The 25,423-nt window shown below is 61.5% G+C and carries 20 protein-coding genes; 10 read left to right on the forward strand and 10 right to left on the reverse strand.

All coding sequences use genetic code 11. From position 1 onward, the window contains the following. The first annotated feature begins 9 nt into the window (after window positions 1–9). On the forward strand, window positions 10–4,920 hold the full coding sequence (locus FBY03_RS06780) for a VCBS domain-containing protein (protein WP_147171438.1): 4,911 nt from the start codon (window positions 10–12) through the stop codon (window positions 4,918–4,920). A gap of 205 nt (window positions 4,921–5,125) precedes the next feature. On the opposite strand, the gene lapD is transcribed toward FBY03_RS06780, so the two are convergent. The 4 genes from lapD to FBY03_RS06800 form a co-directional block, all read right to left on the reverse strand. Further along, on the reverse strand, window positions 5,126–7,072 hold the full coding sequence (gene lapD, locus FBY03_RS06785) for a cyclic di-GMP receptor LapD (RefSeq protein WP_147171439.1): 1,947 nt from the start codon (window positions 7,070–7,072) through the stop codon (window positions 5,126–5,128). A 12-nt stretch (window positions 7,073–7,084) separates the two neighbouring features. Further along, window positions 7,085–7,786 carry a cysteine protease LapG gene (gene lapG, locus FBY03_RS06790; RefSeq protein ID WP_147171440.1) on the reverse strand — a complete coding sequence of 234 codons (702 nt, stop codon included), beginning with the start codon at window positions 7,784–7,786 and terminating at the stop codon, window positions 7,085–7,087. A gap of 139 nt (window positions 7,787–7,925) precedes the next feature. Continuing rightward, a complete protein-coding gene (locus tag FBY03_RS06795; protein ID WP_147171441.1) occupies window positions 7,926–8,324 on the reverse strand; it encodes a YbaN family protein in 399 nt (132 codons plus the stop codon). A 16-nt stretch (window positions 8,325–8,340) separates the two neighbouring features. Continuing rightward, window positions 8,341–8,928 carry a YecA family protein gene (locus FBY03_RS06800; RefSeq protein WP_147171442.1) on the reverse strand — a complete coding sequence of 196 codons (588 nt, stop codon included), beginning with the start codon at window positions 8,926–8,928 and terminating at the stop codon, window positions 8,341–8,343. Between the two features lie 164 nt (window positions 8,929–9,092). Here FBY03_RS06800 and recQ point away from each other — a divergent pair, with 164 nt between their 5' ends. From recQ to FBY03_RS06835, 7 genes are all read left to right on the forward strand, one after another. Then, window positions 9,093–11,219, forward strand: coding sequence for a DNA helicase RecQ (gene recQ / locus FBY03_RS06805; RefSeq protein WP_147171443.1), 2,127 nt, complete (start codon window positions 9,093–9,095; stop codon window positions 11,217–11,219). A gap of 247 nt (window positions 11,220–11,466) precedes the next feature. After that, window positions 11,467–12,627 (forward strand): diguanylate cyclase, encoded by a 1,161-nt coding sequence (locus FBY03_RS06810; RefSeq protein ID WP_147171444.1) that lies wholly within the window; start codon window positions 11,467–11,469, stop codon window positions 12,625–12,627. A 271-nt stretch (window positions 12,628–12,898) separates the two neighbouring features. Next, a complete protein-coding gene (locus tag FBY03_RS06815) occupies window positions 12,899–13,915 on the forward strand; it encodes a DUF2804 domain-containing protein (RefSeq protein ID WP_147171445.1) in 1,017 nt (338 codons plus the stop codon). Between the two features lie 86 nt (window positions 13,916–14,001). Further along, window positions 14,002–14,436: a MarR family transcriptional regulator gene (locus tag FBY03_RS06820; RefSeq protein WP_147171446.1), complete on the forward strand. Its 435-nt coding sequence runs from the start codon at window positions 14,002–14,004 to the stop codon at window positions 14,434–14,436. Continuing rightward, the gene (locus tag FBY03_RS06825) at window positions 14,436–15,842 is read left to right on the forward strand and encodes a DHA2 family efflux MFS transporter permease subunit (RefSeq protein WP_147171447.1); all 1,407 of its coding nucleotides are present in this window, start codon (window positions 14,436–14,438) and stop codon (window positions 15,840–15,842) included. Before FBY03_RS06820 ends, FBY03_RS06825 begins: the two co-directional genes overlap by 1 nt. A gap of 272 nt (window positions 15,843–16,114) precedes the next feature. After that, the gene (locus FBY03_RS06830; protein ID WP_256677875.1) at window positions 16,115–18,214 is read left to right on the forward strand and encodes a FimV/HubP family polar landmark protein; all 2,100 of its coding nucleotides are present in this window, start codon (window positions 16,115–16,117) and stop codon (window positions 18,212–18,214) included. Between the two features lie 100 nt (window positions 18,215–18,314). After that, window positions 18,315–18,608, forward strand: a complete 294-nt coding sequence (locus FBY03_RS06835; protein ID WP_147171448.1) for a SelT/SelW/SelH family protein — start codon at window positions 18,315–18,317, stop codon at window positions 18,606–18,608. Between the two features lie 58 nt (window positions 18,609–18,666). Here the strand turns inward: FBY03_RS06835 and FBY03_RS06840 are convergent, their stop codons facing one another. The 3 genes from FBY03_RS06840 to FBY03_RS06850 form a co-directional block, all read right to left on the reverse strand. Next, on the reverse strand, window positions 18,667–19,518 hold the full coding sequence (locus FBY03_RS06840; RefSeq protein ID WP_147171449.1) for a DMT family transporter: 852 nt from the start codon (window positions 19,516–19,518) through the stop codon (window positions 18,667–18,669). Next, on the reverse strand, window positions 19,515–19,850 hold the full coding sequence (locus FBY03_RS06845) for a tRNA-binding protein (RefSeq protein WP_147171450.1): 336 nt from the start codon (window positions 19,848–19,850) through the stop codon (window positions 19,515–19,517). The genes FBY03_RS06840 and FBY03_RS06845 overlap by 4 nt, the downstream gene beginning before the upstream one ends. A gap of 82 nt (window positions 19,851–19,932) precedes the next feature. Further along, window positions 19,933–20,685: a helix-turn-helix domain-containing protein gene (locus FBY03_RS06850; protein WP_147171451.1), complete on the reverse strand. Its 753-nt coding sequence runs from the start codon at window positions 20,683–20,685 to the stop codon at window positions 19,933–19,935. 190 nt (window positions 20,686–20,875) lie between these two features. On the opposite strand from FBY03_RS06850, the gene FBY03_RS06855 reads away from it, so the two are divergent. Further along, window positions 20,876–21,700 (forward strand): UDP-2,3-diacylglucosamine diphosphatase, encoded by an 825-nt coding sequence (locus FBY03_RS06855; RefSeq protein ID WP_147171452.1) that lies wholly within the window; start codon window positions 20,876–20,878, stop codon window positions 21,698–21,700. Continuing rightward, the gene (locus FBY03_RS06860; protein WP_147171453.1) at window positions 21,697–22,734 is read left to right on the forward strand and encodes a glycosyltransferase family 1 protein; all 1,038 of its coding nucleotides are present in this window, start codon (window positions 21,697–21,699) and stop codon (window positions 22,732–22,734) included. The genes FBY03_RS06855 and FBY03_RS06860 overlap by 4 nt, the downstream gene beginning before the upstream one ends. 94 nt (window positions 22,735–22,828) lie before the next feature. Here FBY03_RS06860 and FBY03_RS06865 read toward each other — a convergent pair whose 3' ends face one another. The 3 genes from FBY03_RS06865 to FBY03_RS06875 form a co-directional block, all read right to left on the reverse strand. After that, window positions 22,829–24,217, reverse strand: coding sequence for an adenylate/guanylate cyclase domain-containing protein (locus FBY03_RS06865; RefSeq protein ID WP_147171454.1), 1,389 nt, complete (start codon window positions 24,215–24,217; stop codon window positions 22,829–22,831). 161 nt (window positions 24,218–24,378) lie between these two features. After that, window positions 24,379–24,963: an HD domain-containing protein gene (locus FBY03_RS06870; protein ID WP_147171455.1), complete on the reverse strand. Its 585-nt coding sequence runs from the start codon at window positions 24,961–24,963 to the stop codon at window positions 24,379–24,381. 27 nt (window positions 24,964–24,990) lie between these two features. After that, entirely contained in the window at window positions 24,991–25,308 is a 318-nt protein-coding gene (locus FBY03_RS06875; protein WP_147171456.1) for an Mpo1-like protein, read from the reverse strand. Between the last annotated feature and the right edge of the window lie 115 nt (window positions 25,309–25,423).

Below are 25,423 nucleotides of genomic sequence, written 5' to 3' on the forward strand. Positions count from 1 at the left end.
ACGCTTAGCGTGTCGGACGGCACGGCATCCTCGGCGCCGGCCAGCATCGTCATCGAGATCGTCGACGATGTGCCGCACGCGGTGGATGACAGCAACGCCGTGTTCGCCTCGGAGAACCAGCTGACCCTGATCGGCAACGTACTCGACAATGATGTGCAGGGTGCCGACCGCCTGCCAGGTGGGCCGATACAACCGGCGGTCATGCAGGGCACTTACGGGACGTTGACCCTGAACGCCAATGGCTCCTACAGCTATCTGCTGGATCCGAGCGACCCAGACTTCCTCGCGCTGGGAGGCGGGGGGATGGCGACCGAGACCTTCACCTACACCCTCAACGATGCCGACGGCGACAGCGACACCGCCAACCTGGTGCTGCAAGTCAAAAATATCGACGACGAGGTGCAGATCAAGGACCTGGATGTTCGCGGTGGCGAGCACAGCGTGGATGAGGACGATCTGGCGATGGGCTCGGACCCGAGCAAGGAGTCCACCACGGTCAGCGGCACCTTCAAGGTGCAGGCGCCGGATGGCCTGCTCAACCTGAGCGTGGGCGGTATCCAGGTGGTGGTGAACGGTGTGGTGAACGGCTTTCCGCAGTCGGTGACCACCCCGCTGGGTAACCTGCTGACCATCACCGGCTTCGATGCCGATGATGGCATTCTCGACGAAGGCATCGTCAGCTACAGCTATACCTTGCTGGGCAGTGCGCAGCATGCTCCCGGCGGGGGTGAGAATCAGTTGACCGAGCACTTCGCCGTGCTCGCCGAGGACGTGGACCATGACACTGATCTGGCGTCCCTCGACATCAATGTCATCGATGATGTGCCGCACGCGGTGGATGACAGCAACAGCATCGCCGAAGACACGTTGACCCCGATCACCGGCAACGTGCTGACTAATGACCTGCACCCCAACGGTCAACCCGGTGCGGACACTCCGACCAGCTTCGTCGGCTGGGCCAGCACCGCAGCCAGCTACGGCACCTTCACCGACACCGGTAACGGCACCTACAGCTACAGCCTGAACAACGCCAACCCGGCGGTGCAGGGGTTGAATGCGGGTGAGAGTCTGAGCGAGATCTTCAGTTACACCATGCGCGATGCCGACGGCGATCTCAGCTCGGCCAAGCTGACCATCACCATCACCGGTGCCAACGACCATGCCTCGGTGGTGACGGCCGCCGCGTACGGCCCGGATGCCACGGTGTACGAGCACGGCCTGACCTCGCTGGCGGACAGCAGTGAAACCACCAGCGGTAGCTTCACGGTGTCGGCCAGCGATGGTATCGCCAGCGTCACAGTGGGCGGTGCGACCTTCAGCTTGGCGCAGTTGCAGGCATTGGCGACGACTAATCAGCTAGTGAGTACGGGCGAGGGCACACTGACCCTGACCGGCTACAGCGGTAGCGCCACGGCCGGCACGCTGAGTTACAGCTACACGCTGAACGCCACGATCGACAACGACAGCCATGCCGGCGCCACCGACACGCACTTCGACGACAGCGTGAGCATCAGCCTGCTGGGCGTGGGCGGCAGTACGGCGAGCGACGAGCTGGTGGTGCGCATCATCGATGACACGCCGACTGCGATGAATGACGGCCCCGTAGGCGTAACCGAAGACGCCGCATCGAACAGCGTCGCTGGCAACGTGCTGACCAACGACAGCGCGGGCGCCGATACGCCAAAGGCCTTCACAACCTGGTCGGCGACGGGGCACGACAATACGCCGGCGATCAACGCGCTGAATAGCTACGGCAGCCTGACCTTAGGCGCTGGCGGGGTCTACAGCTTCGTGCTGGACAACAGCCTGGCGTCGGTGCAGGCACTGAATGCCAGCAGCCATCTGTCCTACGACGTTTATTACACGATGCAGGATGCCGATGGCGATCTCAGCTCGGCCAAGCTGACCATCACCATCGACGGTGCCAACGACCATGCCTCGGTGGTGACGGCCGCCGCGTACGGCCCGGATGCCACGGTGTACGAGCACGGCCTGACCTCGCTGGCGGACAGCAGTGAAACCACCAGCGGTAGCTTCACGGTGTCGGCCAGCGATGGTATCGCCAGCGTCACCGTGGGCGGTGCGACCTTCAGCTTGGCGCAGTTGCAGGCATTGGCGACGACTAATCAGCTAGTGAGTACCGGCGAGGGCACACTGACCCTGAGCGGCTACAGCGGTAGCGCCACGGCCGGCACGCTGAGTTACAGCTACACGCTGAACGCCACGATCGACAACGACAGCCATGCTGGCGCCACCGACACGCACTTCGACGACAGCGTGAGCATCAGCGTGCTGGGCGTGGGCGGCAGTACGGCGAGCGATGATCTGGTGGTGCGTATCATTGATGACACGCCGACTTTAACCACGGTTTCCCCCGCTTCTCTGAGCAATAACGCGTCGGGGTTCGCGACTGGGACCTCAGATCCAGTCATCGGCGCAGATGTACCGGGCACTGCCGATTTGACCGGAAATATTGCGGGTTGGAACGGTACTAGCGTGACCTATGCGGCATCGTCGCTGACTTCCTCAGGCAATACGGTGTATTACGCCGTCAGCCCTGTCGATCCCGGGGTTTTATACGCATACACCAGCACGCTTCCCAGTGCATATACAGGAGGGGCAGGACAGTCGCTGATATTTACCCTGACTTATGCTGTGGCGGGCAACTATGTCATTGATATGAATGGCAAGCTGGACGGTCCTACGCAGAGCTTCGGCGCAACCTTCAATCAGAATATTGGCGGTAATCAGGATTACTTGTTGGTGACCAATACCGGTGCACTCTACAAACCCGGGGACAGTATTCCACTTGGCCAAACCGTCATCATGACGGTTGACTCTTCGGAGGGCGGGGTGAATTCCAGTATGCAGGGCCTCGCGCCGGACAATCAGTGGGTGGATGGCAGTGAGGTTATCTTTTTCTCTTACGCCAGTCCCATTGTCAGTGCGCAATTCTCTATCGACATTCAGGGCGGGGGAAGTAGCAATACGGTTCATTGGACTGTCTATGGCCAGGACTCTTTGGGCAACGCCACCTCGCAAAGTGGTAATACGCTGTTTTCTGACCATGTGTTAACCAGTATTCCAACAGGCTTGACGGCGATAACCAGGATTGATCTGTCGGATACCGGTGGCAATGGCTTCCGGGTGACTGGTTCATCGATTGTTGAGCGAATTGAAGAAGATCCGATTGGCACTCAGTTTGAGGTTGCTGTAATAGATGCCGATGGGGATCGCGCGGCGGCTGTTCTGGATGTTGTATTCCAACCTTCATTAACCGGCCAGTTGATAGTGGCCTCCAATGCCAATGATGTTGCAGGCAGTAGTACTCCTTATGTGACATCCGGCGGAGCGGGGGTGATTACCGGGGGTGGGGCTGCAGATATCCTCGTTGGAGACGAGGGGCGCAGTAACCTGGTTGGTAAAAACGTCAACTTGATCCTAATTCTGGATTCTTCAGGCAGCATGACCGCAAATATTACCTTCAACGGTGTGGTGATGAGCCGTATGGAGGCTTTGCAACTGGCCGTTAATAATTTGCTGGCAGGACTGGCGATCGGGGCGGCTGATCACGTCAGAGTTCAGCTTGTGGATTTCGACAGCTCTGCGACCAGTTTGGGTATCTTCGATGTCAAGGATGGTGGACTGAGTGCTGCGCAAAGTGCAGTCAATAGCTTGGTTGCCGGTGGCTACACGAACTATGAAGCGGGATTGCAAGTCGCTTTGAATTGGGTGGCCAGTGGTGGCGTCAATGCGCCCTACACCGGGGTTAATGTCATTAATCAAGTTGTATTTGTATCCGATGGTGAGCCGAACAGTTGGCTGAACGCAGATTCAACCAACCTGGCCAATGTAACAACTAATGGCTCCAAGAGTACGGCGCTGGCTCACGTGCTTGGCTCGTATAACCCTTCGGGCCATGCCAATGACGACACAATTAGTGAAGTGGCTTTACTGGAGTCAACCTTCGGCCAGATTCAGGCGGTAGGGATTAATGTCGGGGGCACTGCTCTCGATGTTCTTAATCAAGTGGAAGGCGAACTTGCGAATGTTAACCCGGATGTCGCCAGCAACATCACGACGGGTGAACAGCTCGCCAGCGTTCTTGCTGATTTCAATCCATCTACCCAGCTATATGATGCGGGTAACGACCATATCGTCGGCGGTGGTGGCGATGATCTGATTTTTGGCGATGTGCTCTACACCGATGTCTTGGCGGCTGCTGCAGGGCTGACCACCAATCCAGGAGCTGGGTGGCAGGTTTTCGCCACGCTGGAGGCCGGTGCTGGGCCAGGCAGTTATGCCACCTGGACGCGCGCCGATACGCTCAGCTATATCCGTACGCATGCCGAGGAGCTGGCCGGGGAGTCCGGGCGAGCGCTGGGGCATGACCGCATCGATGCGGGGGATGGCAATGACCTGGTGTTTGGCCAAGAAGGCAATGACTACATCGTGGGCGGCAAAGGCAATGATGTGCTGGCCGGTGGTTCGGGTCATGACACCTTGATTGGTGGGGATGGCGACGATGTGTTGATCGGCGGCACGGGCAATGACCTGCTGTCTGGCGGTCTCGGTAAGGATAGCTTTGTGTGGAGCTCGGGCGACTCCGGCATTGATCATGTTACCGACTTCTTCATCGACGTCCCCAATGTGGCGGGTGGTAACTCGGATGTCCTGGACCTGTCGCAGTTGTTGGTCGGCGAGAGTGCCAGTGGCAATGTATTGGATGACTACTTGAGCTTTACCTTCGGCGCCAGCACCGCCATCGACGTGCGCGCAACGGCCGGCGGGGCCGTGGTGCAGCAAGTGGTGCTCGATGGGGTGGATCTTTCCAGCGCCGCTTACTACGGCAGCACGGATGCGGCAACGGTGATCGACGGCCTGCTCGCCGATAACGCGCTCAAAGTGGATACTGTCTAACGCCTACCAGAGGCGCATGCCCACTGCCTGTTCAGGCGGTGGGCTTTGTTGTGACTGCTGCATTCAGCATCGTCCCTGCTGCAGTGCGTGTCGGCAGCTGGGGCTGCTCATCGCTGCCGCAGCCGGCTCACCAAGTGCTTCCCAACGGGCCTGGATAAACCTGTTACGGTCATGTGCGGTAGTTGGACTAACTGCACGTCCAGTTTCACGCTGGCCACGGCGCGGGAGCACCGATCAGACGGCCCATGACGCAGTGGATGCCTAGCTCCTTCAGCACCGTAAATTCACCCTCGGTTTCCACCATCTCGGCGATCAGCGGCAGGTCGATGTTGTTGGTCGCACGGAACATCGTCTCGATAAACAGGCGCTTGTCATTTTCCTTATCGATGGCACGGATGTAGCTGCTGTCGATCTTCAGGTAGGCCAGGCCCAGGTGGCTGAGGTTGCCGATCAGGCTGAAACGCCCGCCAAAGTGTTGCAGGCCGAGGTGGAAACCGGTGCTGCGGATCTGCTGGCTCAGGCGTTCGAACTCGGTGGGTGATGGTAGATAGCGCTCGCCGACATCGAGGGTCATCAGGCTGGCGTGTTGTGGGTTCGCCCTGAGCAGGGCGAGCAACCGTGCTTGGTTCTCCGGCTCGCGCAGGGTGGCGGCGGACAGACTGAGTGCCAGCGGCTGGCGATAGCGGGCCAGGTGAGCCAGGCTCTGCTCGAGCATGATCAGGTCGAAGCGGGCGGCCCAGCCGAGGCGCTCGACCCAGGGCAGGAAGCGCCCAGCGGCGACGGCCTCGCCATGGGGGTCGAGCAGGCGTGCCAGCACCTTATGTTGCAGGACCTGGTGCGTATCGGCGCACAACACCACCGGTTGGAAGAACAGTTGCAGCTGGCGGCCGCTCAGCGCGGTATCTATCCAGTCGCGCCAGTCGCGTTGGCTGTGGTCGGGCTGGGCCGCGTAATTGTCCAGGCGCTGCCAGGGTTTGTCTGGGGTGCTTTGCGCCTCGGTCAGGGCCTGGTCGGCTCGGCCGATCACTGCGCTCGGGTTTTCCCCAGGCCTGAACGCGGCGATGCCGATATGCGCCAGGGGTAGGCAGTCGCTCGTATCGGTCTGCCGCAGACTGTCCAGGTGCTCGCTCAGATTTTGCGCCAGGCGCTCGATATCTACGACGGATACCCCAGGCGCCAACAAGCTGAATTCACCCCCGCGGCTGCGGGCGATCAGCCAGTCGGGTTTGCCGAGCAGGGCCTGGAGGTGGGTGAGTTGTTCGCCGATGGCGCAAATCAACGCATCGGTGCGTTGACCGCCCAAGCGCTGGTTGAGGTCGCCGAGATCATGGACGCGCACCAGCAGCAGATAACCGGCGGCATGATGCTCGTTGACCGTCAGTTGGCTGGCCAGGCGAATCTCGAACTGGCGGCGGTTGGCCAGACCCGTGAGGGGGTCGTGATAAGCCTCTTCCCGCAGTTGCTCGCTACGCGTGGCTTCTTCGGCGAACAGTGCCTTGAGTTTCTCGACCATCTGATTCATCGCCAGCACCACCCGCTTCAGTTCGGGCGTGCGCGGTATGCGTGGCAGGGTAAAGAATTCGCGGCGGGTAATGGCCTGAGCCTGTTGCACCATGTTGTCCAGGGGGCGCAGCTGGGTGCGCAGTAGCCAGCCACCCAGAATGGCGCTGAGCAACCCGCAGAGCAGCAGCCAGAGCAGGCTGCCGATGGCGCCGTCCCACAGCTTGGCCAGGGCGAATTGCGGGTGGCTGAGTACCTCGACCCGGGCGGCCTGTTCCCAGCCACGCATGACCAGCGCATCGCCGCCTTGGGCCTGGAGGTCGACCAGGTCGGCAAACCAGCTCGGCACGGACGCCTCGATTGTGCTGTTGTTGCGCTCGAACAGCAGCTGTTGATCGGCGATGCGCACCACGCGAATACTGGCGAAGTAGCCACTGTCGAAGATCGTATTGACCAGCAATTCGAGCATCGCCGGGTCATCCACATGGGGCGTCATCGACACGCCGAGGGCGGTGGCGGCGTCTTGTGCGTGAGAGCGCAATTGGCTGAGCAGCTGCTCGCGGGAAGTCTCCAGGCTGACGATGAAGCTGCCGGTAAAGGCCACCACCAGAAACAGGCAGATGGCGAGAAAGAGCTGCTTGAGTAGGGACATAGTGTTCTTCTCCTAGCCTTCGTCGATGACGAAGCCCTCCATGCGCATTTTTTTCAGTAAGTCCTGCCAATGAGAGATTTTCTTGCTGTCGCTCTTTTTGCTGCTCGATCCCGGGAAATACACGCCTTCGGCATTGAAGGCATACACCGGGAGCAGGTCGCGGCGTTGTGACGCCGGCTGGATCTCGTTGACCAGGTTGTCCAGCACCCAGGGTTCGGCAGTCGGGCTGGAGTAATAGCCCAGCACCATGTGCGCCTGATTCAACTGCAGCGCTTTGACGTAGGTGATGCGCAGCTTGTCGCTGGGCAAACCGAGCCGGCGCAGGGTGAAGTACTTGGCGATGGAGTAGTCCTCACAATCACCCGCGCCTTTGACCAACGCCTCGATCGGCGTGGCCCAATAGTCGTTTTGTTGCCAGATCTGGCGATCATCGATGAAGCGCAGCTGGCGGTTGAAGAAATCGTTCACCCGCCTGAGTTGCTCGCGCTCAGGCAGACCGGCGCTGCTGGTGATCAATGCATCCCATTGCATGATCCGCTGCCTGGCCGCGCCGAGGGCGCCGTAGCGGGTTTCGGCCTTGCGCATGATCAGCGCGAAGTCCCAGCTGGCCCAGCTTGCATCCCACCCGAACCAACTGCCAAGCAGCAGGCACAGCGACAGCGCCGGCCCTTGCAGGCGCTGCCGGCACCCAGCAAGGCGCTGCCATGGCTGCATATGCCGTATCTCCGTCGAAGATGCACAGAGTCTAGGCGGCGCTTGACGGTTTTGCTGCGGTGCGGGGAACGCTAGGGCAGCGGTTGCACGCTGAGCGGGGACCTGGGAAGCGGAAGCCGGGAGCTCCAGCTGTCAGCGTCTAGCGATTGGGCAGGGTCTTTTGCCTGAGGATGTACAGGGTCACCAGTACCGCACTGCTGAGCATGAACAGGCGTGCCCAGGGCAGCGCCACCAGATAGCAGGACAGACCGATGCTCAGCCACATCAGGGCGATGCTGTAGACCTTGGCCTTGAGGGGGATGCCCTGGCCCTCGAGGTAATCGCGAATCCACGGGCCGAGCTGGCGATGGTGGATCAGCCACAGGTAGAAAGACTTCGAGCTGCGTACGAAGCAGGCCGCGGCCAACAGGAGGAAGGGGGTGGTGGGCAGAACCGGGAGGAAAATCCCGATTACCCCCAGCGCCACGCTCAGCCAACCCAGGGTCAGCAGGGCGTAGCGAATGGCGGGATTACGATGCTCTCGAACGTCTCGCACCATGGCGATGGCGTGGAGTTTAGTGGTGGCGTGGCTTGAGCAAGGCCGGCTTTTCTTCCGGCGCGTGGCAGAGCAGGAACAAGGCGGTGAGCAATTCGGGGATCTGCTCGGCCATGCTGTCTACCAGATCGCGGTCTTGGGCGATTTCGGCGAATTCCGCTTGGTCATCGAACAGGCCAGACGCGACCATGATCGGCAGCAGCAGCTCGCTGACTTCGTCTTCGGCGTCTTCGAACCATACCGATTCGCGCAGGAACACGCCCTCCATGAAGCCGATGCACCAGCCGCGCAGGTCGGAGTCGTCCGGGTCGTCGCCGAGGTCGAGGTCGCAGGGGATCTCCGGCTCATCGTCGCTGGCCAGTTGGCGAGCGATATGGCCCTTGAGTTGCAGCAAAGTGGCTTCGATTTCTTCGCGCTCGGCGTCGCTGCGGTAGTGCGGCGGCTCGGAGAACAGCGCATCGATCCACTCGCGATCCGGTACGGGGTCCGGGCAAATCGACAGGGCGGTCAGGTAGCCGTGGGCGGCCACATAGTCCAGGGCCTCTTCGTGCAGCTCATCGGCATCGAGGAAGGCTTGCAGGCGGGAGAGTTGCTCGGCGAAGGACATCGTGGGGCTACCTTGAAGGATTAAACGAGGATGAATTCTAGTCTAGACCCGCCGCAGCAGCTATAGGCCAGGCTCACAGAGAGCAGGATTGCCCGGCTTTGCAGATCAAAATTCAACCAGGCAAGCACTTGCGTATAATGCCCGGCTCGATTCGGAGACCTTCAATGCTCGAGCAAGCCCAACGCATCCTTAAAGACATCTTTGGCTACGATAGTTTCCGTGGCCGCCAGGGTGCGATCATCGAGCGCGTGGCCGGCGGTGGCGATGCTCTGGTGCTGATGCCCACCGGTGGTGGTAAATCCCTGTGTTTCCAGGTCCCGGCCTTGCTGCGCGAGGGCTTGGCCGTGGTGGTTTCACCGCTGATTGCCTTGATGGACGACCAGGTCGCGACCCTCGACGAACTGGGCGTGGCGGCTGTGGCGCTGAACTCCAGCCTGAGCGCCGATGAGCAGCGCGCAATTGCCGAGCGGATCAACCGTGGCGAAATCAAGCTGCTCTATCTGGCGCCTGAGCGCCTGGTGCAACCGCGCATGCTGGCGTTCCTACAGCGTCTGCAGGTTGCCCTGTTTGCCATCGACGAAGCCCATTGCGTGTCGCAGTGGGGCCATGATTTCCGTCCCGAATACCTGCAACTGGGCCAGCTGGCCGAGTTGTTCCCCGCTGTGCCGCGCATTGCCCTGACCGCCACGGCGGACATGCGTACCCGCGAGGAAATCGTCAACCGTCTGCATTTGCAGCAGGCCGAGCGCTTTCTGTCGAGCTTCGACCGGCCGAATATCTTCTACCGCATAGTGCCCAAGGAGCAGCCGCGCAAGCAGCTGCTGGGGTTCCTGGCCGCCCGCAAGGGCGATGCCGGCATCGTCTATTGCCTGTCGCGCAAGAAGGTCGATGAGGTCGCGGCCTTTCTCAGCGAGCAGGGGTTCCCCGCGCTGCCTTACCACGCCGGTCTGCCCAGCGAGTTGCGCTCTTACCACCAGAAGCGTTTCCTCAACGAGGAAGGGTTGATCATGGTAGCGACCATCGCCTTCGGCATGGGCATCGACAAGCCCAACGTGCGTTTCGTCGCCCACCTCGACTTGCCCAAATCGTTGGAGGCTTACTATCAGGAAACCGGCCGCGCCGGCCGCGACGGTCTGCCGGCGGATGCCTGGATGGCCTACGGCCTGCAGGACGTGATCTTCCTCAAGCAGATGCTCAACAACTCCGAGGGCGATGAGCGGCACAAACGTGTCGAACAGCACAAGCTCGACGCCATGCTCGCCCTTTGCGAGGAAACCCGCTGCCGGCGTCAGGTACTGCTGGCCTATTTCGACGAGGAGCTGCCGCAGCCTTGCGGCCATTGCGACAATTGCACCGACGGCGTGCAGACCTGGGACGCGACCGAACCGGCCCGTCAGGCGCTGTCGGCGATTTATCGCAGCGGTCAGCGTTATGGCGTCGGTCATTTGGTCGACCTGCTGCTCGGTCGCGACAACGACAAGGTGCGCAACCTCGGCCATCAGCATCTGTCGGTGTTCGGCGTGGGCAAGGCGCTCGCCGAGGGCGAGTGGCGTTCACTGTTCCGCCAGCTAGTCGCACGCGGGCTGGCCGACGTCGATCTGGAAGGCTATGGCGGGTTGCGTCTGTCCGACAATTGCCGGGCCTTACTGCGCGGCGAAGTGACCTTGCAGCTACGCCGCGACCTGAAACCGCAGCACAGCGCCAAAGCCTCCAGCAGCGCTGCCAGCCAGTTGGTGCGGGGAGACGAGCGCGATCAGTGGGAGGCCCTGCGCGCGCTGCGGCGCAAGCTGGCGGAGGAGCATGGGGTGCCGCCTTATGTCATCTTCCCCGACGCCACCTTGCTGGAAATGCTCCGCAGCCAGCCCAGCACCCTGGCCGAGATGGGCCGGGTCAGCGGTGTCGGTGCGCGCAAGCTGGAGCGCTATGGCGAGGCCTTCCTCGAGGTGCTCGGTGCTGGTGCCGAAGCGCCGCGGGCAGTGGTCGATCTGCGCCATGAACTGGTCAGCCTGGCGCGCGCCGGGATGACGCCGACGCAGATCGCCGGGCAACTGCAGTGCAGCGAGAAGAACGTCTACAGCCTGCTGGCCGAGGCCATTGGCCGCCAGCAGCTGTCGCTGGAACAGGCGCTGGACCTGCCGGAGGCGCTGCTCGGCGAGATTCAGGACAGTTTTCTCGACGGCGAAGGGGAATTGCCCGCGGTGGCGGCGCTCAGCGAGCGGTTCGCCGGGCGCGTGGCCGACGGTGTGTTGCACTGCGTACGTGCAGCCTTGCAGGCCGAGTTTGAAGCCTGAAGTGGGTGGAACGGTGGCAGCAGGTAAGGAAAGTGGCATATACCTGTGCCGCGTCCGATTAACCCGTGGTGCCATGCACCAGCGCTTAACCGGCCGTTGAAAATGTAGGCAAGGCAGTCGAGACAAGGCACTGACGCGCGTTCAACGCTGCGCTTTTGTGAGGTCGTTTTTAACGCCGTATCGGCAACGTAGGTAGTTTTCAACGACCTGTTAAGGCGGCTACAGGCCTCCAACAGATGAGGTAATAGTGTCGCTCGCACATGACTGGCTAGATGATGTTGGCTCCAGCCCCTACGCCGATCAGCTCTCCTCGGGTTTTCGCCTGCTGCGTTTCGTCAGCCCCCTCGAGGGGGAGTATCGCGCCTACCTGCTGGAACACAGCTTCGACCTCAAACGCATAGGGTTGAACGTCGGCATCCTGCTCTGGCTGGCGTTCGCCGGGCTGGATTTCGCCATGCTGCAGGGCCCGGAAGTGTGGTGGGTACTTGGCGTGCGTCTGCTGGTGCTGATCGTACTGTTGATCTGCGCCGGGCTGATCCCACCGCGTGAGCATGCGGCGCTATTGCTGCCTTTGAGTCTGATGTGCATTTCGATAATTGGCATCGGGGCTGCTCTGGTTGTAGGCATTGCTCACTATGGCGATCCGAATTACCCCTATGAAGGGTTGTTGCTGGTCAGCATGGCCGCCTATTTTCTGGTGGGCTTGCGCCTCAGTGAAGCCCTGGCCTGCGCCTGGCTGGTGTTGCTGGTGTATGTGGGCGTCGAGCTATGGGTGGGTTTGCCGATGCCTAGGTTGGTCAACAACGTGCTGTTTCTGCTGTTCGGTAACCTGATAGGTGCGGTGGGCTGCTACTTGCTGGAGTTCAAGTCGCGCGAGCATTTTTTGGTCAGCCGGCTGATGCGCGTACTGGCCGATCACGACAGCCTGACCGGTCTGCACAACCGGCGTAGTTTCAACCGTGCGTTCGAGCGGCTGTGGCGCCAGGCTCAGCGCGATAGCCAGTCGATCGCCTTACTGCTCTGCGATCTCGATCACTTCAAGGCCTATAACGATCGCTACGGTCACCAGGCCGGTGATCGCGCATTACAGCAAGTCGGTTGCCTACTCAACGATGCCGGGCGCCGTCCGCTGGACATGGCCGTGCGCCTGGGCGGCGAAGAGTTCGCCGTACTCCTGTACGGGATTGACGAGGCGCAGGCGCGGCAACGCGGCGAAGCGCTGCGCGCGACCCTGGAGCAGCTGAAGATCCAGCACGAAGTCTCGGACACCGCAGGGGTGCTGACCATGTCCGTCGGCGCGGCCTGCATCCAGCCCGCGCAAGGCGGCGAATTGGCGCAGCTCTATGAACACGCCGATCGGGCGTTGTATGAGGCCAAGGCCTTTGGCCGCAATCAGGTGGTGATGTAAGCCTGGGAGTCTGTCGGACCTGACGCTGTCCTGCTGCGGAAAAACCGGACTTGGCCATTTATGCCGCTCTTTCTCGTTAAATAGCTCGCTATTCGCCTCGAAAGATCGGCAAAACTGACTCAGACCGAACTTTCCCTCGCTACGGAGGATCAAGTCCTACCGGCTCCCAACCTGGCCGATTTTGCCCCTGTGCATGGCGTAGCCAGTGAGTGTCTGGGTGGAAGACGCAGTGCTAGCATCGCGGTGATTTTCTCTGCGGACGGTTGCTTCGATGGATCGACTGATACAAGCCAACGGCCAGCCCCATTACGGCATCTTCAGTGCCGCGCCAGGGCTGATCAACTACCGTGACTTCGATTTCCGCTCGCCCATGGGCCGACGCCTGGGTGCTTTGGCCAAGTGGCGGCGCTTTCACCAGTTCCAGTACTTCGGGGTGATCAGCGAACAGCTGATCGGCGGCTGCGCCTTGGCCAATCTGAGCCTGGCCGGAATCGGTTTCGTCTACCTGTTCCATCCGCCCAGCGGACGGATGATCGAGCGGCAATTCAAGCTGCCGCTGAGCATGGGTACGCGTTTTTCCCAACAGCCTGACGATGGGATATGCGAACTGCGCAGTGGAGGTAATCTGCTGCGTCTGGAAAATCGCGCGAACTCGCGCGAGAAGCGTTTGCTGGTAGAACTGGATGACGGCACCCGCATCGACGCCTGCTTTTCCGAGACCGAGCCGGCTTTTCAGCCGATGTGCATCAACACGCCCACCGCGGTGAACGGTTGGGTGTATGCACAGAAGGTCGCGGGCGTGCGATGCAGCGGTCAGGTCACGAGCAGCCTGGGCGACTTCGATCTGACGGCTATCGAGGCATTCGCCCACCATGACTGGTCGGCCGGTTACATGCGCGCGGAAACCCACTGGAACTGGGCCTGTCTGTCCGGCCAGGTGGCAGACCAGCGGGTCGGCTTGAATCTGTCCTGCGGGGTCAACGAAACCAGCTTCACCGAGAATTGCTACTGGCTGGACGGGGAGCTGATCAAGGTCGATACGGTGCGCTTTGCCTACAACCGCCAGCAGCCCTTGCAGCCCTGGCACATAAACTCCCATGACGGCCAGGTGGCGCTGCGCTTCGAGGCGCGTGGCCTGCATCAGGAGCGCACCAACCTGGGCCTGTTGGCCAGCAACTTCAAGCAGATATTCGGTCAATTCAGCGGCGTCTTGCGCCCCCCAGGTCGAGCCGAGGTGCGGATCGATGGCCTGTGGGGCTTTGTCGAGGATCAGTATGTGAAATGGTGAGGCAAGTCAGGGGCTTGCTCTCGGACATGAGGTTATGGTTAGCTGGCTAATAATTAGTTTTTTGATGCTTATAAGAGCCGTTATCCATGTCGCAATCAGATCAACACCGTTTTGCCATGCAGGTCGCCCAATTATCCCGCGCCTGGCGCGCCGAACTGGACCGCCGCCTAGTCGGTCTCGGTCTGTCGCAGGCCCGCTGGCTGGTGCTCCTGCACCTGTCCCGTTTCGAAGAGCTGCCCACCCAGCGTGAGTTGGCGCAAAGCGTCGGAGTCGAGGGGCCTACCTTGGCCCGTCTGCTCGACAGCCTGGAAGCCCAGGACCTGGTCAGCCGCCAGGCGGTGCCGGAAGACCGCAGGGCGAAGAAAATTGCCCTGCGTCCACAAGCCCAGCCGTTGATCGAAAAAATCGAGGCGATCTCCACCCAGCTGCGCCAGGAGCTGTTCGCTGGCATAGATGAAGACGAACTGCGCCGTTGCCAGCAGGTGCACAAGCAGATTCTGAGCAACTTGGAAAAGCGCTAATGCAGCAGGACCTGCAAGCCCTGCATGCGCATTTCGGTGCGCGTTACCCGCAGTGGCTGCTGAGCGTACTGATGGTGGGCAGCATGGCGATGGTGCTGGCGTCGACCAGCATCAATGTGGCTTTGCCGGCAATCATGGCGGATTTCGCGATTGGCCGGCCGCTGGCGCAATGGCTGTCCACCGGTTTTCTGGCGGCGATGACCGCCGGCCTGTTGTTGGCGACTTGGGCGCATGCGCGGTTCGGCGCCCGACGCACCGCGCAGCTCGGCCTGCTGCTGTTTATCTTCAGTTCGTTGTTGGCGCTGGCAGCGCAGGCGGCCTGGCAGCTAATCGCCCTGCGCATCGTCCAGGGCCTGTGCGCGGGGATCATCCAGCCATTGGCCATGGTGCTGATCTTTCGCGTGTTCGCCGAGGGCGGGCGAGGTATGGCGCTGGGGCTATATGGCCTGGGGGTGATGGTTGCACCGACGCTGGGACCGACCATCGGAGGCTATCTGGTCGATCATTTCGGCTGGGTGGCGGTGTTCTGGTTGCCTCTGCCGATGTGCCTGTTGGCCCTGCTGGGTGGTTATTGGCTGCTGCCCAGCCAGCGCGAGCGAACCACACCGTTTCTGGATGTCTGGGCCTTCGTGCTGCTCTGCCTGGCGTTGTTTGCCGTGCTCGGCGCCCTGGCCGAGGCGCAACGCTTTGCCTGGGTGGAAGTGCGCGTGTGGGCGCCTGCATTGCTGGGGATGGCGGCATTTGTCGGTTTTTTTGCGCGCAGCCGCAACAGCGACAGGCCACTGCTGCCCCTGGGGCTGTGGCGCCACGCCGGGTTCCGGAGCGCCAGCTGGGTGGCCTTGACCCTGGGCATGGGGCTGTATGGTTCGACCTACCTGATTCCGCTGTACCTGCAAACCATAGAAGGCTTCAGCGCCGGGCGTGCCGGGTTGCTCTTGCTGCCGACCGGCGTGTTGATGGGGGTTGCATCCTTCATCGGCGGCTGGTTGAGTGATCAGCTCTCGGCCGCCTTGTTGTTGATCAGCGGATTGCTGATCTTCGCCCTGTCGGCGGCCGGTCTCGGCTGGCTTGAACAGGGGACTTCGTTCATCGTCTTGTGTTTCTGGGCGAGCATCGGTCGAGTCGGGCTCGGCTTGCTGTTGCCGGCCTTGAGCACCGGCTCGCTGGATATCCTGAGCGCGCAGGAACTGGCCCAGGGTGCGGGGGCCATCACCTTCGTGCGGCAGTTGGGTGGCGCCTTCGGGGTCAACCTGTTGACCTTCTTTCTGGAATGGCGGCACAGTGCCGAGGGTGGCACTCGGCTGGCCGAGGCGTTGGCTTTCCAGCAAAGTTTCTGGCTGATGGCGGCAGTCTTCGCATTGACGGCGCTGGCGGCCAGGGGCGTGCGCCCAGCCGCGCACGGATAGCGCCGTAGCCCGCTTATTTGTCCGTCAGCTTTATGACTGCTGGTCTAGGCTTTTGCGTATCATGGCTATCTGCCGTATCGCTGTGCGCCTAGCAAACTGCGCATGCCTGTTAATAGTGGCCATACTCACTCATTCATTAGTCGGGGCGACATGGAAGTCGCTCCCAGTACACGTTTTTGCCGCGCCGTTTGCTTTCACCACTGACAGGATGTGCATGCGAGGCGTGCCGTGGTGCAGCTTTAGATCGGAACGGAATCACCGGGGGAGGGCATATGACTCGGGTTCGGCAATTGTTGATTGGCCTTGCATCAAGCTCGGTTGTTTATTCGGGTATTGTCCCGGCCCTGGGGCTGGGCGAAATTACCCTGCATTCGGCCTTGAGCCAGCCATTGGACGCTGAGATCGAACTGCTGGAAGTCGCCGATCTGAGCGCCAATGACTTGAAGGTAGGGCTCGCGCCTGTCGAGGCGTTTAATCGCTCCGGTGTCGATCGCCTGTATTTCCTCAATGATCTACGCTTTACCCCCGTGCTGCGCGGTGGCAAGAGTGTGATTCGCGTCGTGTCGAATCAGCCGGTGCGTGAGCCCTACCTGAATTTCATCGTCGAAGTGGCGCGGCCCAATGGTCGTCTGCTGCGCGAATACACCTTGCTCATCGATCCGCCCAATTCGTCCGCCTACCGTGCCGTCGCGCGGGTACCTGAGGCGCAGTCGCGCGCCCCTCAGGTCAGCACAGCGGCAACCTCTAACGTCGCCGTAGCGCCACGCGAACTACCGACCGCAGTGCGGGACAAGCGTTATCGGGTATCGCGCGGTGATAGCCTGTGGACGATTGCCGCCGGCTTGCGCGCAGCCGGCAGCACAGTGTCTCAGCAGCGTCTGATGAGCGATATCCATGCGCTCAACCCGCAGGCATTTAGCAATGGCGATATCGACCGGTTGAAAGCCGGGGCCGATCTGCTGCTGCCGGATGTGGCGGTGGCGGACAAGGTGCCAAGTCAGGTGCTCCCTGAGGCAATGGCGGAGGTGCAATCACCTGCCTCACCCGAGCAGCCGCTCGACACTCAGGCCGAGTTGATCGCTCAGGTGCAGCGACGGGTGGATCAGGAGTTGGCCAGTCAGGCCGCGGAAAACCTTGAGCTGCAACAACGCTTCGCGGACATGCAGCTGCAGTTGCAGCAGTTGCAAGCGCAGATGAGCAGCAAGGATCAGCAGTTGGCCGAGTTGCAGGCCGAGCTGGCCGCTCGCCAGGCGTCGACCGCAGTACCTGCTGCGTCTGCGGCAGCGGTCAAGGTCGAGTCGGACACTGGTGCGATGCGCGAGTCGGCAGCGGCTGAAACTGACGATTGGCTCCGTGCGGGGTTCGCTGGATTGCTGCTGGCGGTGCTCGGACTGTTCGCTCTGTTCTGGGCTAAGAAGCGCCGCGTCGTCGAGCCCGACCCGAGCCGCGAGGTAGCAACCGAGCCGTTCGTGGCTCAGTTAGAAGCGCCGGTGCAACCGCTCAAAGTCAACACCCTGGTCGCCGACGAGGCTGAGTCCACGGCGGCGCCTATGCGTGCGGCCAGCCCGACCGATGCGTTGGAAGGGGCGAATATCTACATCGCTTATGGGCGTTTCAGTGAAGCCGCTGCGAGCTTGCGCAAGGCATTGACCACTCAGCCTGAACGCAGCGACATTCGTTTTCGCTTGCTGGAGGTGTTGGCGCAACTGGGGGATGCTCAGGCATTTGCCCATGAAGAGGCCGTTTTACGTGACGCCGGCTTTACCGCCGTGCGTATCGAACAACTCAAGGCGCGTCACCCCGGTATGCTCGACGCCATCCCTGTCGGCCCACTAGACGCCGCCGCGCCGAGTCTGGAGGAAGTACAGACGCAGTCAGTAGCGCCAGTGGATGAGCTACAGGACGATGATTTTCAGCTCAATCTGGATGATCTGTCGCTGGACGCGGACTGGGATCTGGTCAGTCCGTTTCCGACTGTTGTGCGCAACAAGAAGGCAGCAGTGGCAGCAGAGGCGAGCAGCGATTCGACTAGCAATGACGAATCGGACACGTTCGACCTGACCAGTACACGGGATGTATCGAGTCCTTTTGCCGAGTCCATGCTGGTTGAAGAAACATCGGCCGAAGGCTGGTTACAGGAGGAGCTGAATGAGGAATTCCTCGAGCAAGCGCCGGTGAGTGGCAATGCCTTGTTGCAGGACCTCGATCACTTGGCCGGCAGCCGCGACAACTTGGCCAAGCTCAACCAGGCGCTGGCCTATATCGAGCAGGGCAGTGTCGACAGCGCCTGCAATATCCTCAATCAGGTGATCAATGACGGCGATGAGCAGCAAAAGCAGGAGGCTCGCGAACTGTTGGCCAAGATTGCCTAGTATATTCAGCTAACGCCTGGGCGCCTTGCCGTTGTTCTGGCATCACGCCTGTTCAACCGGGCCGCTTGAATAGAAGTGGCCGTACTCTCTGAGTCGTTCCATGTCCCCTCCAAAAGCCGAAGTGGTCATCACCTATTGCACCCAATGCCAGTGGTTGCTGCGTGCGGCCTGGCTCGCTCAGGAGTTGTTGTCGACCTTTGCCGACGATCTCGGCAAAGTCAGCCTGGAGCCGGGCAGCGGTGGGGTATTTCGCATCACCTGCAATGGCGTACAAATCTGGGAGCGCAAGGCCGATGGCGGTTTTCCCGAGGCCAAAGTGCTCAAGCAGAAGGTGCGCGATCAAATCGACCCGCAACGCGACCTTGGCCACAGCGACCGCCCGCGCGAAGCCTGAGCTTTACCGCCAATAGCCTGCTAGCTAGCGCGGATTTAACCGCGCCGAGCCTTGACCTTCAACGCGCCATGCGTGCCGAGGCGAAGATCGCCAGGATGATCAGTGCGCCCCCGGCGAACATGCGCAACGTGGGTGCTTCGTTGAACAACCACCAGGCGAAGGCGATGCCATAGACCGGTTCCAGGGCAAAGATCAGCGCTGCGCTGCGCGCCTTGAGCACGCGCAGGCTGGCAACGAACAGGCTGTGCGCCAGGCCGGTACAGAACACCCCGAGCATGGCCAGCCAAAACCAGTCGAGCAGGCGCAGGTCGCTGAACAGCGGCCAGGCGAACGGCATGAAACAGGCCAGCAGGGTAAGGTTTTGCAGCAGTGCGGCCTGAACCGGATCGATGCCGCGGGTGCTCACGCGGTTGAGCAGCGAGAGCAGGGCGAACAGTAAACCGGACAGCACCGCCCAGAGCAGGCCGGCAGTGGCCTGGCTGGCGAGGTCGAAATTCGGTGTGACCAGGATCAGGCCCAGCGTCACTACAGCGACCATGGCGAATTCACTGGGGCGTGTGCGTTCGCGGAACAGCAGGCCTTCTAGCAGCACGGTAAACGCCGGGAAACTGGCGAAGCCGAGGGTGGCGATGGCCACACCCGAGACTTTCACCGCCTCGAAGAAGCTCAGCCAATGGCTACCGAGCAAGAGCCCGCCCACTGCCAGCAAGCCAAGCTGGCGCCAGCCGATAGGCTGGCGCTGGGTTTGTTTGAACAGCTGGGCAAACAGCGCCAGGGCCAGCACGGCAAATAGGCCACGGCCGGCGGCAATGGCCAGCGGTGTGGTCAAGGCCAGCTTGCCGAAAATCCCCGAGAGACCGAACAGCAGGGCGCCCAGGTGGATCGCCAGCAAGGCTTTGCGTTCGGTCATGCCAGGCGCGCGCCATTGGGCAGCGGCTTGTCGAAACTGGCCAAGACCACGCGGTTTTCCGCGTCGTACACGCCGGTTACCAGTATTTCCGAGCGCACCCCGGCGATACGTTTCGGGGCGAAGTTGCACACGCACAACACCTGTCGGCCGAGCAGCTCGCTGCTGCTGTAGTGCGCGGTGAGCTGGGCGCTGGAGGTCTTCACGCCGAGCTCGCCGAGGTCGACCCGCAGTACATAGGCCGGTTTCAGCGCTTTTACGTTCGCCTCGGCCGACACGACCGTACCGACGCGTAATTCCACTCGCTGAAAATCATCCCACTCGATGTGCGGCATATCGCCTCCGTATTTATGGCTGCATGCAGTCTAGGGGGCGCAGTTGCCTGTGTCTGTCGCGGGAGTCGCGTGGCTTGTCGCGTTACTCGCGCAGCTGGCGCAAGGCGCGTGGGGTGCAGCCGAATTGCCGCGAAAGCGCCGCGGTAAACGCACTTTGCGAGTTGTAACCCACCCGCGCGGCGATCTCGCCGACGGCCAGTTGGCTGGTTTGCAGCAGGTGCCGCCCCAGTTGCAGGCGTCGGCGACGTACGTACTCCATCGGCGTCTGTCCGGTCTCGTCGAGAAAGCGCACATGAAAACGTGCGGTGGACAGTCCAACCAGGCGTGCCAGGTCGGCGACCTGCAGCGGGTGCGCGGCATGTCGATCGATATGCGTGTCGATCACACTCAGCGGCAAGCGCTGGATGGTATCCAGGCAGGGTCGCTCGCTGCTGAGGCTGGCCAGCAACAGGGCGGCGCCTTGCTCGGCGATCACCGGGTCATTGACCGGGCTGGCAGCCAGCCAACTGACTAATTGGCTCTGTGCGGGGGCGAGGTGCAGCGCACCGGGTTGCTCGAGCAAGCGTCGGCTGGCATCGGCATGCGCGCCCAGGCGTTGCTCGAGCCACTGCTCCGAGGGCACATCGAGCACCAGGCACTGACTGCCGCTGTGGCTGCCGCAGGCGTGACGAGCGCCCGCGGGCACCACGGCGAGGGTCTGGCGGACCACCTGGCTGCCCTGGCCCGCGACTTCGAATTCCAGCGTTCCGCTTAGGCCGAATACCAGCTGCGGGTGTGCGTGGCTGTGGCTGAGCAACTCATGGCTGTAGTGACGCAAAGAGAGCAACGAAGGCATGCGGGAGTCCTCGAACAAGGTGTTCAGTCTATCAGCCGTTTGTGAGCTGCAGCAGCCACCTCCGCTGACCTCCTCAACGCTCGGCAAGCCACAGTCGATTGGCTTCGGTTGTCACTGAACTGCCACGACCTGGTCATAAACGCTTCACCACCGGACCGCAAGCTCGAGAAAACCCTGGTGGAGGCCGTCCATGAGCAGCGCACAGCTGGTTAAGCCCAGTCGTAAGCAACGTGTCCGCACCCTGTGGATCTCCGATGTGCACCTGGGCACGCGGGATTGTCAGGCCGAGCACCTCGCCGCTTTTCTCAAGCGCTACCAGGCGGACAAGGTCTATCTGGTCGGCGACATCATCGATGGCTGGAAGCTGCGCGGCGGCATGTACTGGCCGCAGGCGCACACCAATGTGATTCGCCGCTTGTTGACCATGAGCAAGCGCGGCAGCGAAGTGATTTACGTCACCGGCAACCATGACGAGTTTCTGCGAGGTTATTCCAGCCTGGTGCTCGGTAATATCCAGTTGGTCGACGAGGCTGAGCACGTCACCGCCGATGGCCGTCGGCTGCTGGTGATTCACGGCGATCAGTTCGATGTGATCACCCGCTACCACCGCTGGCTGGCCTTCCTCGGTGATTCCGCCTACGAGTTCACCCTGACCCTCAACCGTTGGCTCAACCACTGGCGCCGCCGTTACGGCTACGGCTATTGGTCGCTGTCGGCGTACCTCAAGCACAAGGTCAAGAGCGCGGTAAGCTTCATCAGCGACTTCGAGGAGGCGATCGTCCACGAGTGCGTCAAGCGCGGTTTTAACGGCGTGGTCTGCGGGCATATTCACCACGCCGAGATCCGTCCGATGGGCGAGGTGGAGTACATGAACTGCGGTGACTGGGTCGAGTCCTGCAGCGCCTTGATCGAACACCTGGATGGTCGCATCGAACTGTATCGTCTGGCCGATGAGCAGGCCCGCGAGGCTCAGCAGGCGACCGAACAGGTGACCGCAGTCGAGCCGGCAGTATGAGAATCTTGATTGTCTCGGACGCCTGGCTGCCGCAGGTCAATGGTGTGGTCACCAGTCTCCAGGCACTGGTCGGCGAGCTGCGCGGTATGGGTCATCAGGTCAAACTCTTGTCACCGCAGGATTTCCGTTCCCGACCCTGTCCGACCTATCCAGAGATTCCTCTGGTGTGGGACCTCTGGCGAGTCGGGCCGGCGATCCGCGATTTTCAGCCGGATTGCGTCCATCTGGCTACCGAGGGGCCGCTCGGCTGGGCGGCCAGGCGCTGGCTGGGTAAGCGTGGTCTGGCCTTTTCCAGCGCTATTCACACGCGTTTTCCCGAATACATCAACAGCCGCTGGTCCTGGCTGCCGTTGCGCTGGGGCTATGCCTACCTGCGCGCCTTCCATCGGCCCAGCCGGGCCGTACTGGTGACCACCGAGCGACTGCGTGAGGAGTTTGCCGGTTGGGGCCTGCAGCGCCTGGCGCTGTGGCGCAAAGGCGTCGATACACGACTGTTTCATCCGCCAGCGCCAGCGCCGGACACTGCGCAACCGGTGTTTCTGTACGTCGGGCGTATCGCCCCGGAGAAGAATCTCGAAGCCTTCCTCGCCCTCGAGTTGCCGGGGGAGATGCAGGTGGTTGGCGATGGCCCGCAGCGTGAGGCGCTGCAGGCGCGTTATCCGCGGGTGAAGTTTCTCGGCTATCGACATGGCGCAGACTTGGCGCGGGCTTATCGGCAGGCCAGCGTGCTGGTGTTTCCGTCGCGCACCGACACCTATGGCCTGGTGATGCTCGAAGCCTTGGCCTGCGGCACGCCGGTGGCGGCATTCCCCGTGCCGGGGCCTCTGGACGTGCTGCAGGCGGGCGTCAACGGGGTGATGGCGGAGAACCTGGGCGAGGCTTGTCTGGCGGCTCTGCAACTGGACCGAGCGCACTGCGCCGAGCTGGCAAGGCGGCAATCCTGGCGCGTCTCGGCGTTGCAGTTTCTGGCTGAGCAACCCTTGCTGGATGGCGAGTTGTGCTGCGGCCCCGGGGTGGTGGCGTCGAGCGGCTAGCGGCAGGTGGTGGTGTGTTCGTAGCCCGGATGGAATCCGGGGTGTCTGCTTGGCCTCACCCGGTCTAGGCCAATAGACAGCACTGGCATCGGCCTTACATGATCACCTTGTCGCGCAACTTCTCGGCGGCTTGCTGCAGCGCCTGGATCACCCGTTCCTTGTCGAAGTTCTGAATGCCGTTGGTGTCCAGGTACATGGAAAAGCCCGGCAGTTCGTGTTCGACGTAGCTGGAGGTGGCTCCCAGGTCGCGGCGGAAGTCCACCACCTGATAGATCTGCACTGGACGCGTGAAGCCCTTGACGCTGATCTGACCCTTGTCGCGGCACATGATCAGGTCCTTGATCAGCGAATAGGTCTCATGCGAGATCAGGATTTCACCGGCTTCGGCGGCGCTTTCGAGGCGGCTGGCGAGGTTCACGTCGCGGCCGATGATGGTGTAGTCCATGCGCGTATCGGCGCCAAAGTTACCCACGGTGCAGTAACCGGTGTTCAGTCCCATGCGGATTTCCAGGGGTTTGGTGATGCCCTGGGCCCGCCATTGCTGGCGCAGCACTTTCATATGCTTGCGCATGGCGATGGCCATCGAGACTGCCGCCACGGCGTCTTTCTTGGCGCCTCGGCTGGCCGGGTCACCGAAGAACACCATGACGCTGTCGCCGATGAACTTGTCGATGGTGCCACCGTATTTCAGGCAGATCTTCGACATCTCATTGAGGTAGCTGTTGAGCAGGTCGGTCAGGGTTTCGGCTTCCAGTTCCTCGGACAGCTCGGTAAAGCCTTTGATGTCGGAGAAGAACACCGTGAGCTTCTTGCGTTGGGTTTCCAGGCGCACGCTCTTCTTGCCGCTGAAGATCGATTCCCACACCTGTGGCGACAGGTATTTGGCCAGATTACGCGCCAGTCGTGCGGCCTTCTCTTGTTCGCGCTTGATGTCGCTGCGCACCTGGGTCAGGCGCAAGCCCTGCTGGTGCACGAAATAGGCGGTGATGCAGATATACAAGGTGGCGAAGGCGATGCTCACCAGCGCGACTACTGCCGGTGTATCGGGGGTGAAGTGGAATGCGATCAGTGTGGCGCTGAGCAAGGTGCTGCACAGCGCGATCAGCAGAGCCAGCGCCAGGTGGCGCAAGCCGCCGATCACCAGTGAACTGAACGCCAGAATCAGCAGGCATACCAGGCTGGGTACTACCGAGAAGCCAAGTAACGCGAGTCCTGCACCGCAGTGCAACGAGTCGATGAACAGCAAGGTCAAGGTGGTCTTCTGCGGATGATCGCGCTTGAAGCGCAGGCTCAGGTGATGGGCCAGGTGGGGGTAGAGCAGGGCGTAGGGCACTATCCAGAGGATGTCATAGCCGAAATGCTGGACGTAAGTACCGGCGGCGATAGTCGCGGCGACGGCGATATAGGCCAGCACGCGCGAGTAATACTCGCGCAGCGGTGGCGCCGGCAACGGGGTTAAACGGGTTAAGTGGCTGGCATTCATGCTATGGACGTGATCCCCGCTGATTTTCTGACGCCTGTGCTGGACGTCTGAGTAGTCTGCAAACACTGGGCCAGGCTTGCGACAGAGCGGGGATCATAACCAAGCGCGGTGGCGCGAGCCAAGCACCACAGCCGAACGGGGACGGCGGAGCGCCTCAGCGGTTAACGGGCGTGGACCATGGCAGCGTGATAGAGGGAGTTTTTCGGCTGGGCAAATACGCGGCGCAACATGGGCTCGAAGAAGCTCAGCGGTAGGTTTTCAAAGTCCGGGTCGAAGGCCGCGGCATCGTACTTGGCGCAGAAGTCGATGGTCGCCTGGTAGTGCGGATGATCCTTGAATTGCTCGCGCAGGTGACGCTCCATACCTAGGTGATGGAAGAAGTAATAGCCCTGAAAGATTCCGTGTTTTTCGACCATCCAGTGCAGTTCCGCACTGACGAATGGCTTGAGCATGGCCGCGGCGATATCGGGATGGTTATAACTGCCCAGGGTGTCGCCGATGTCGTGCAGCAAGGCGCAGACCACGTACTCCTCGTCGCGCCCATCGAGGTGCGCGCGGGAGGCGGTCTGCAGCGAGTGGGACAGGCGGTCGATGGGGAAACCGCCGAAGTCGCCGTCGAGCAGTTTCAGGTGGCTGAGAATGCGATCGGGCAACTGCGCGGCATAGGCGCTGAAGTGCTGCGCGATAACCGCCCAGTCCTCGGTCGTGCCGTCCTGCATGTGGGTGAAGCGCGCCTGGGTGTGCATGGTGGGTGTCCTCTGCTGGCTGTCGGGTCAGAACTTGATGCGCCCGGTCAGGGCATCCTTGAGCATCACCCAGTCGCCCATCAGCGAATACAACGGGTACTGGAAGGTGGCCGGGCGGTTTTTCTCGAAGACGAAGTGGCCGACCCAGGCAAAGCCATAGCCGGCCAGCGGGATCGCCAGTAACCACAGCCACTGTTGACTGAGCAGGGCGTAGGCGAAGATGCCCAGTACCAGCAGACTGCCGGCGTAATGCAGGCGGCGACAGGTGGCGTTACTGTGTTCCTGCAGGTAATAAGGGTAGAACTCGGCGAAGCTGGTGTAGCGGGCACTGGTCCGAGTGGCCATGGCGCACCTCCGGTAATGAGTGGCTGGCGGTTGTGACCAGTCTAGGCCGAGTGTCCTGCTGGGCCAGTGACATTAAGTGCCAGTTTAGTATCCTTCGTCGCCAGGCCGCGTATTG

Origin of the sequence: Pseudomonas sp. SJZ079 (assembly GCF_007993865.1) — a bacterium.
Lineage (GTDB): Bacteria > Pseudomonadota > Gammaproteobacteria > Pseudomonadales > Pseudomonadaceae > Aquipseudomonas.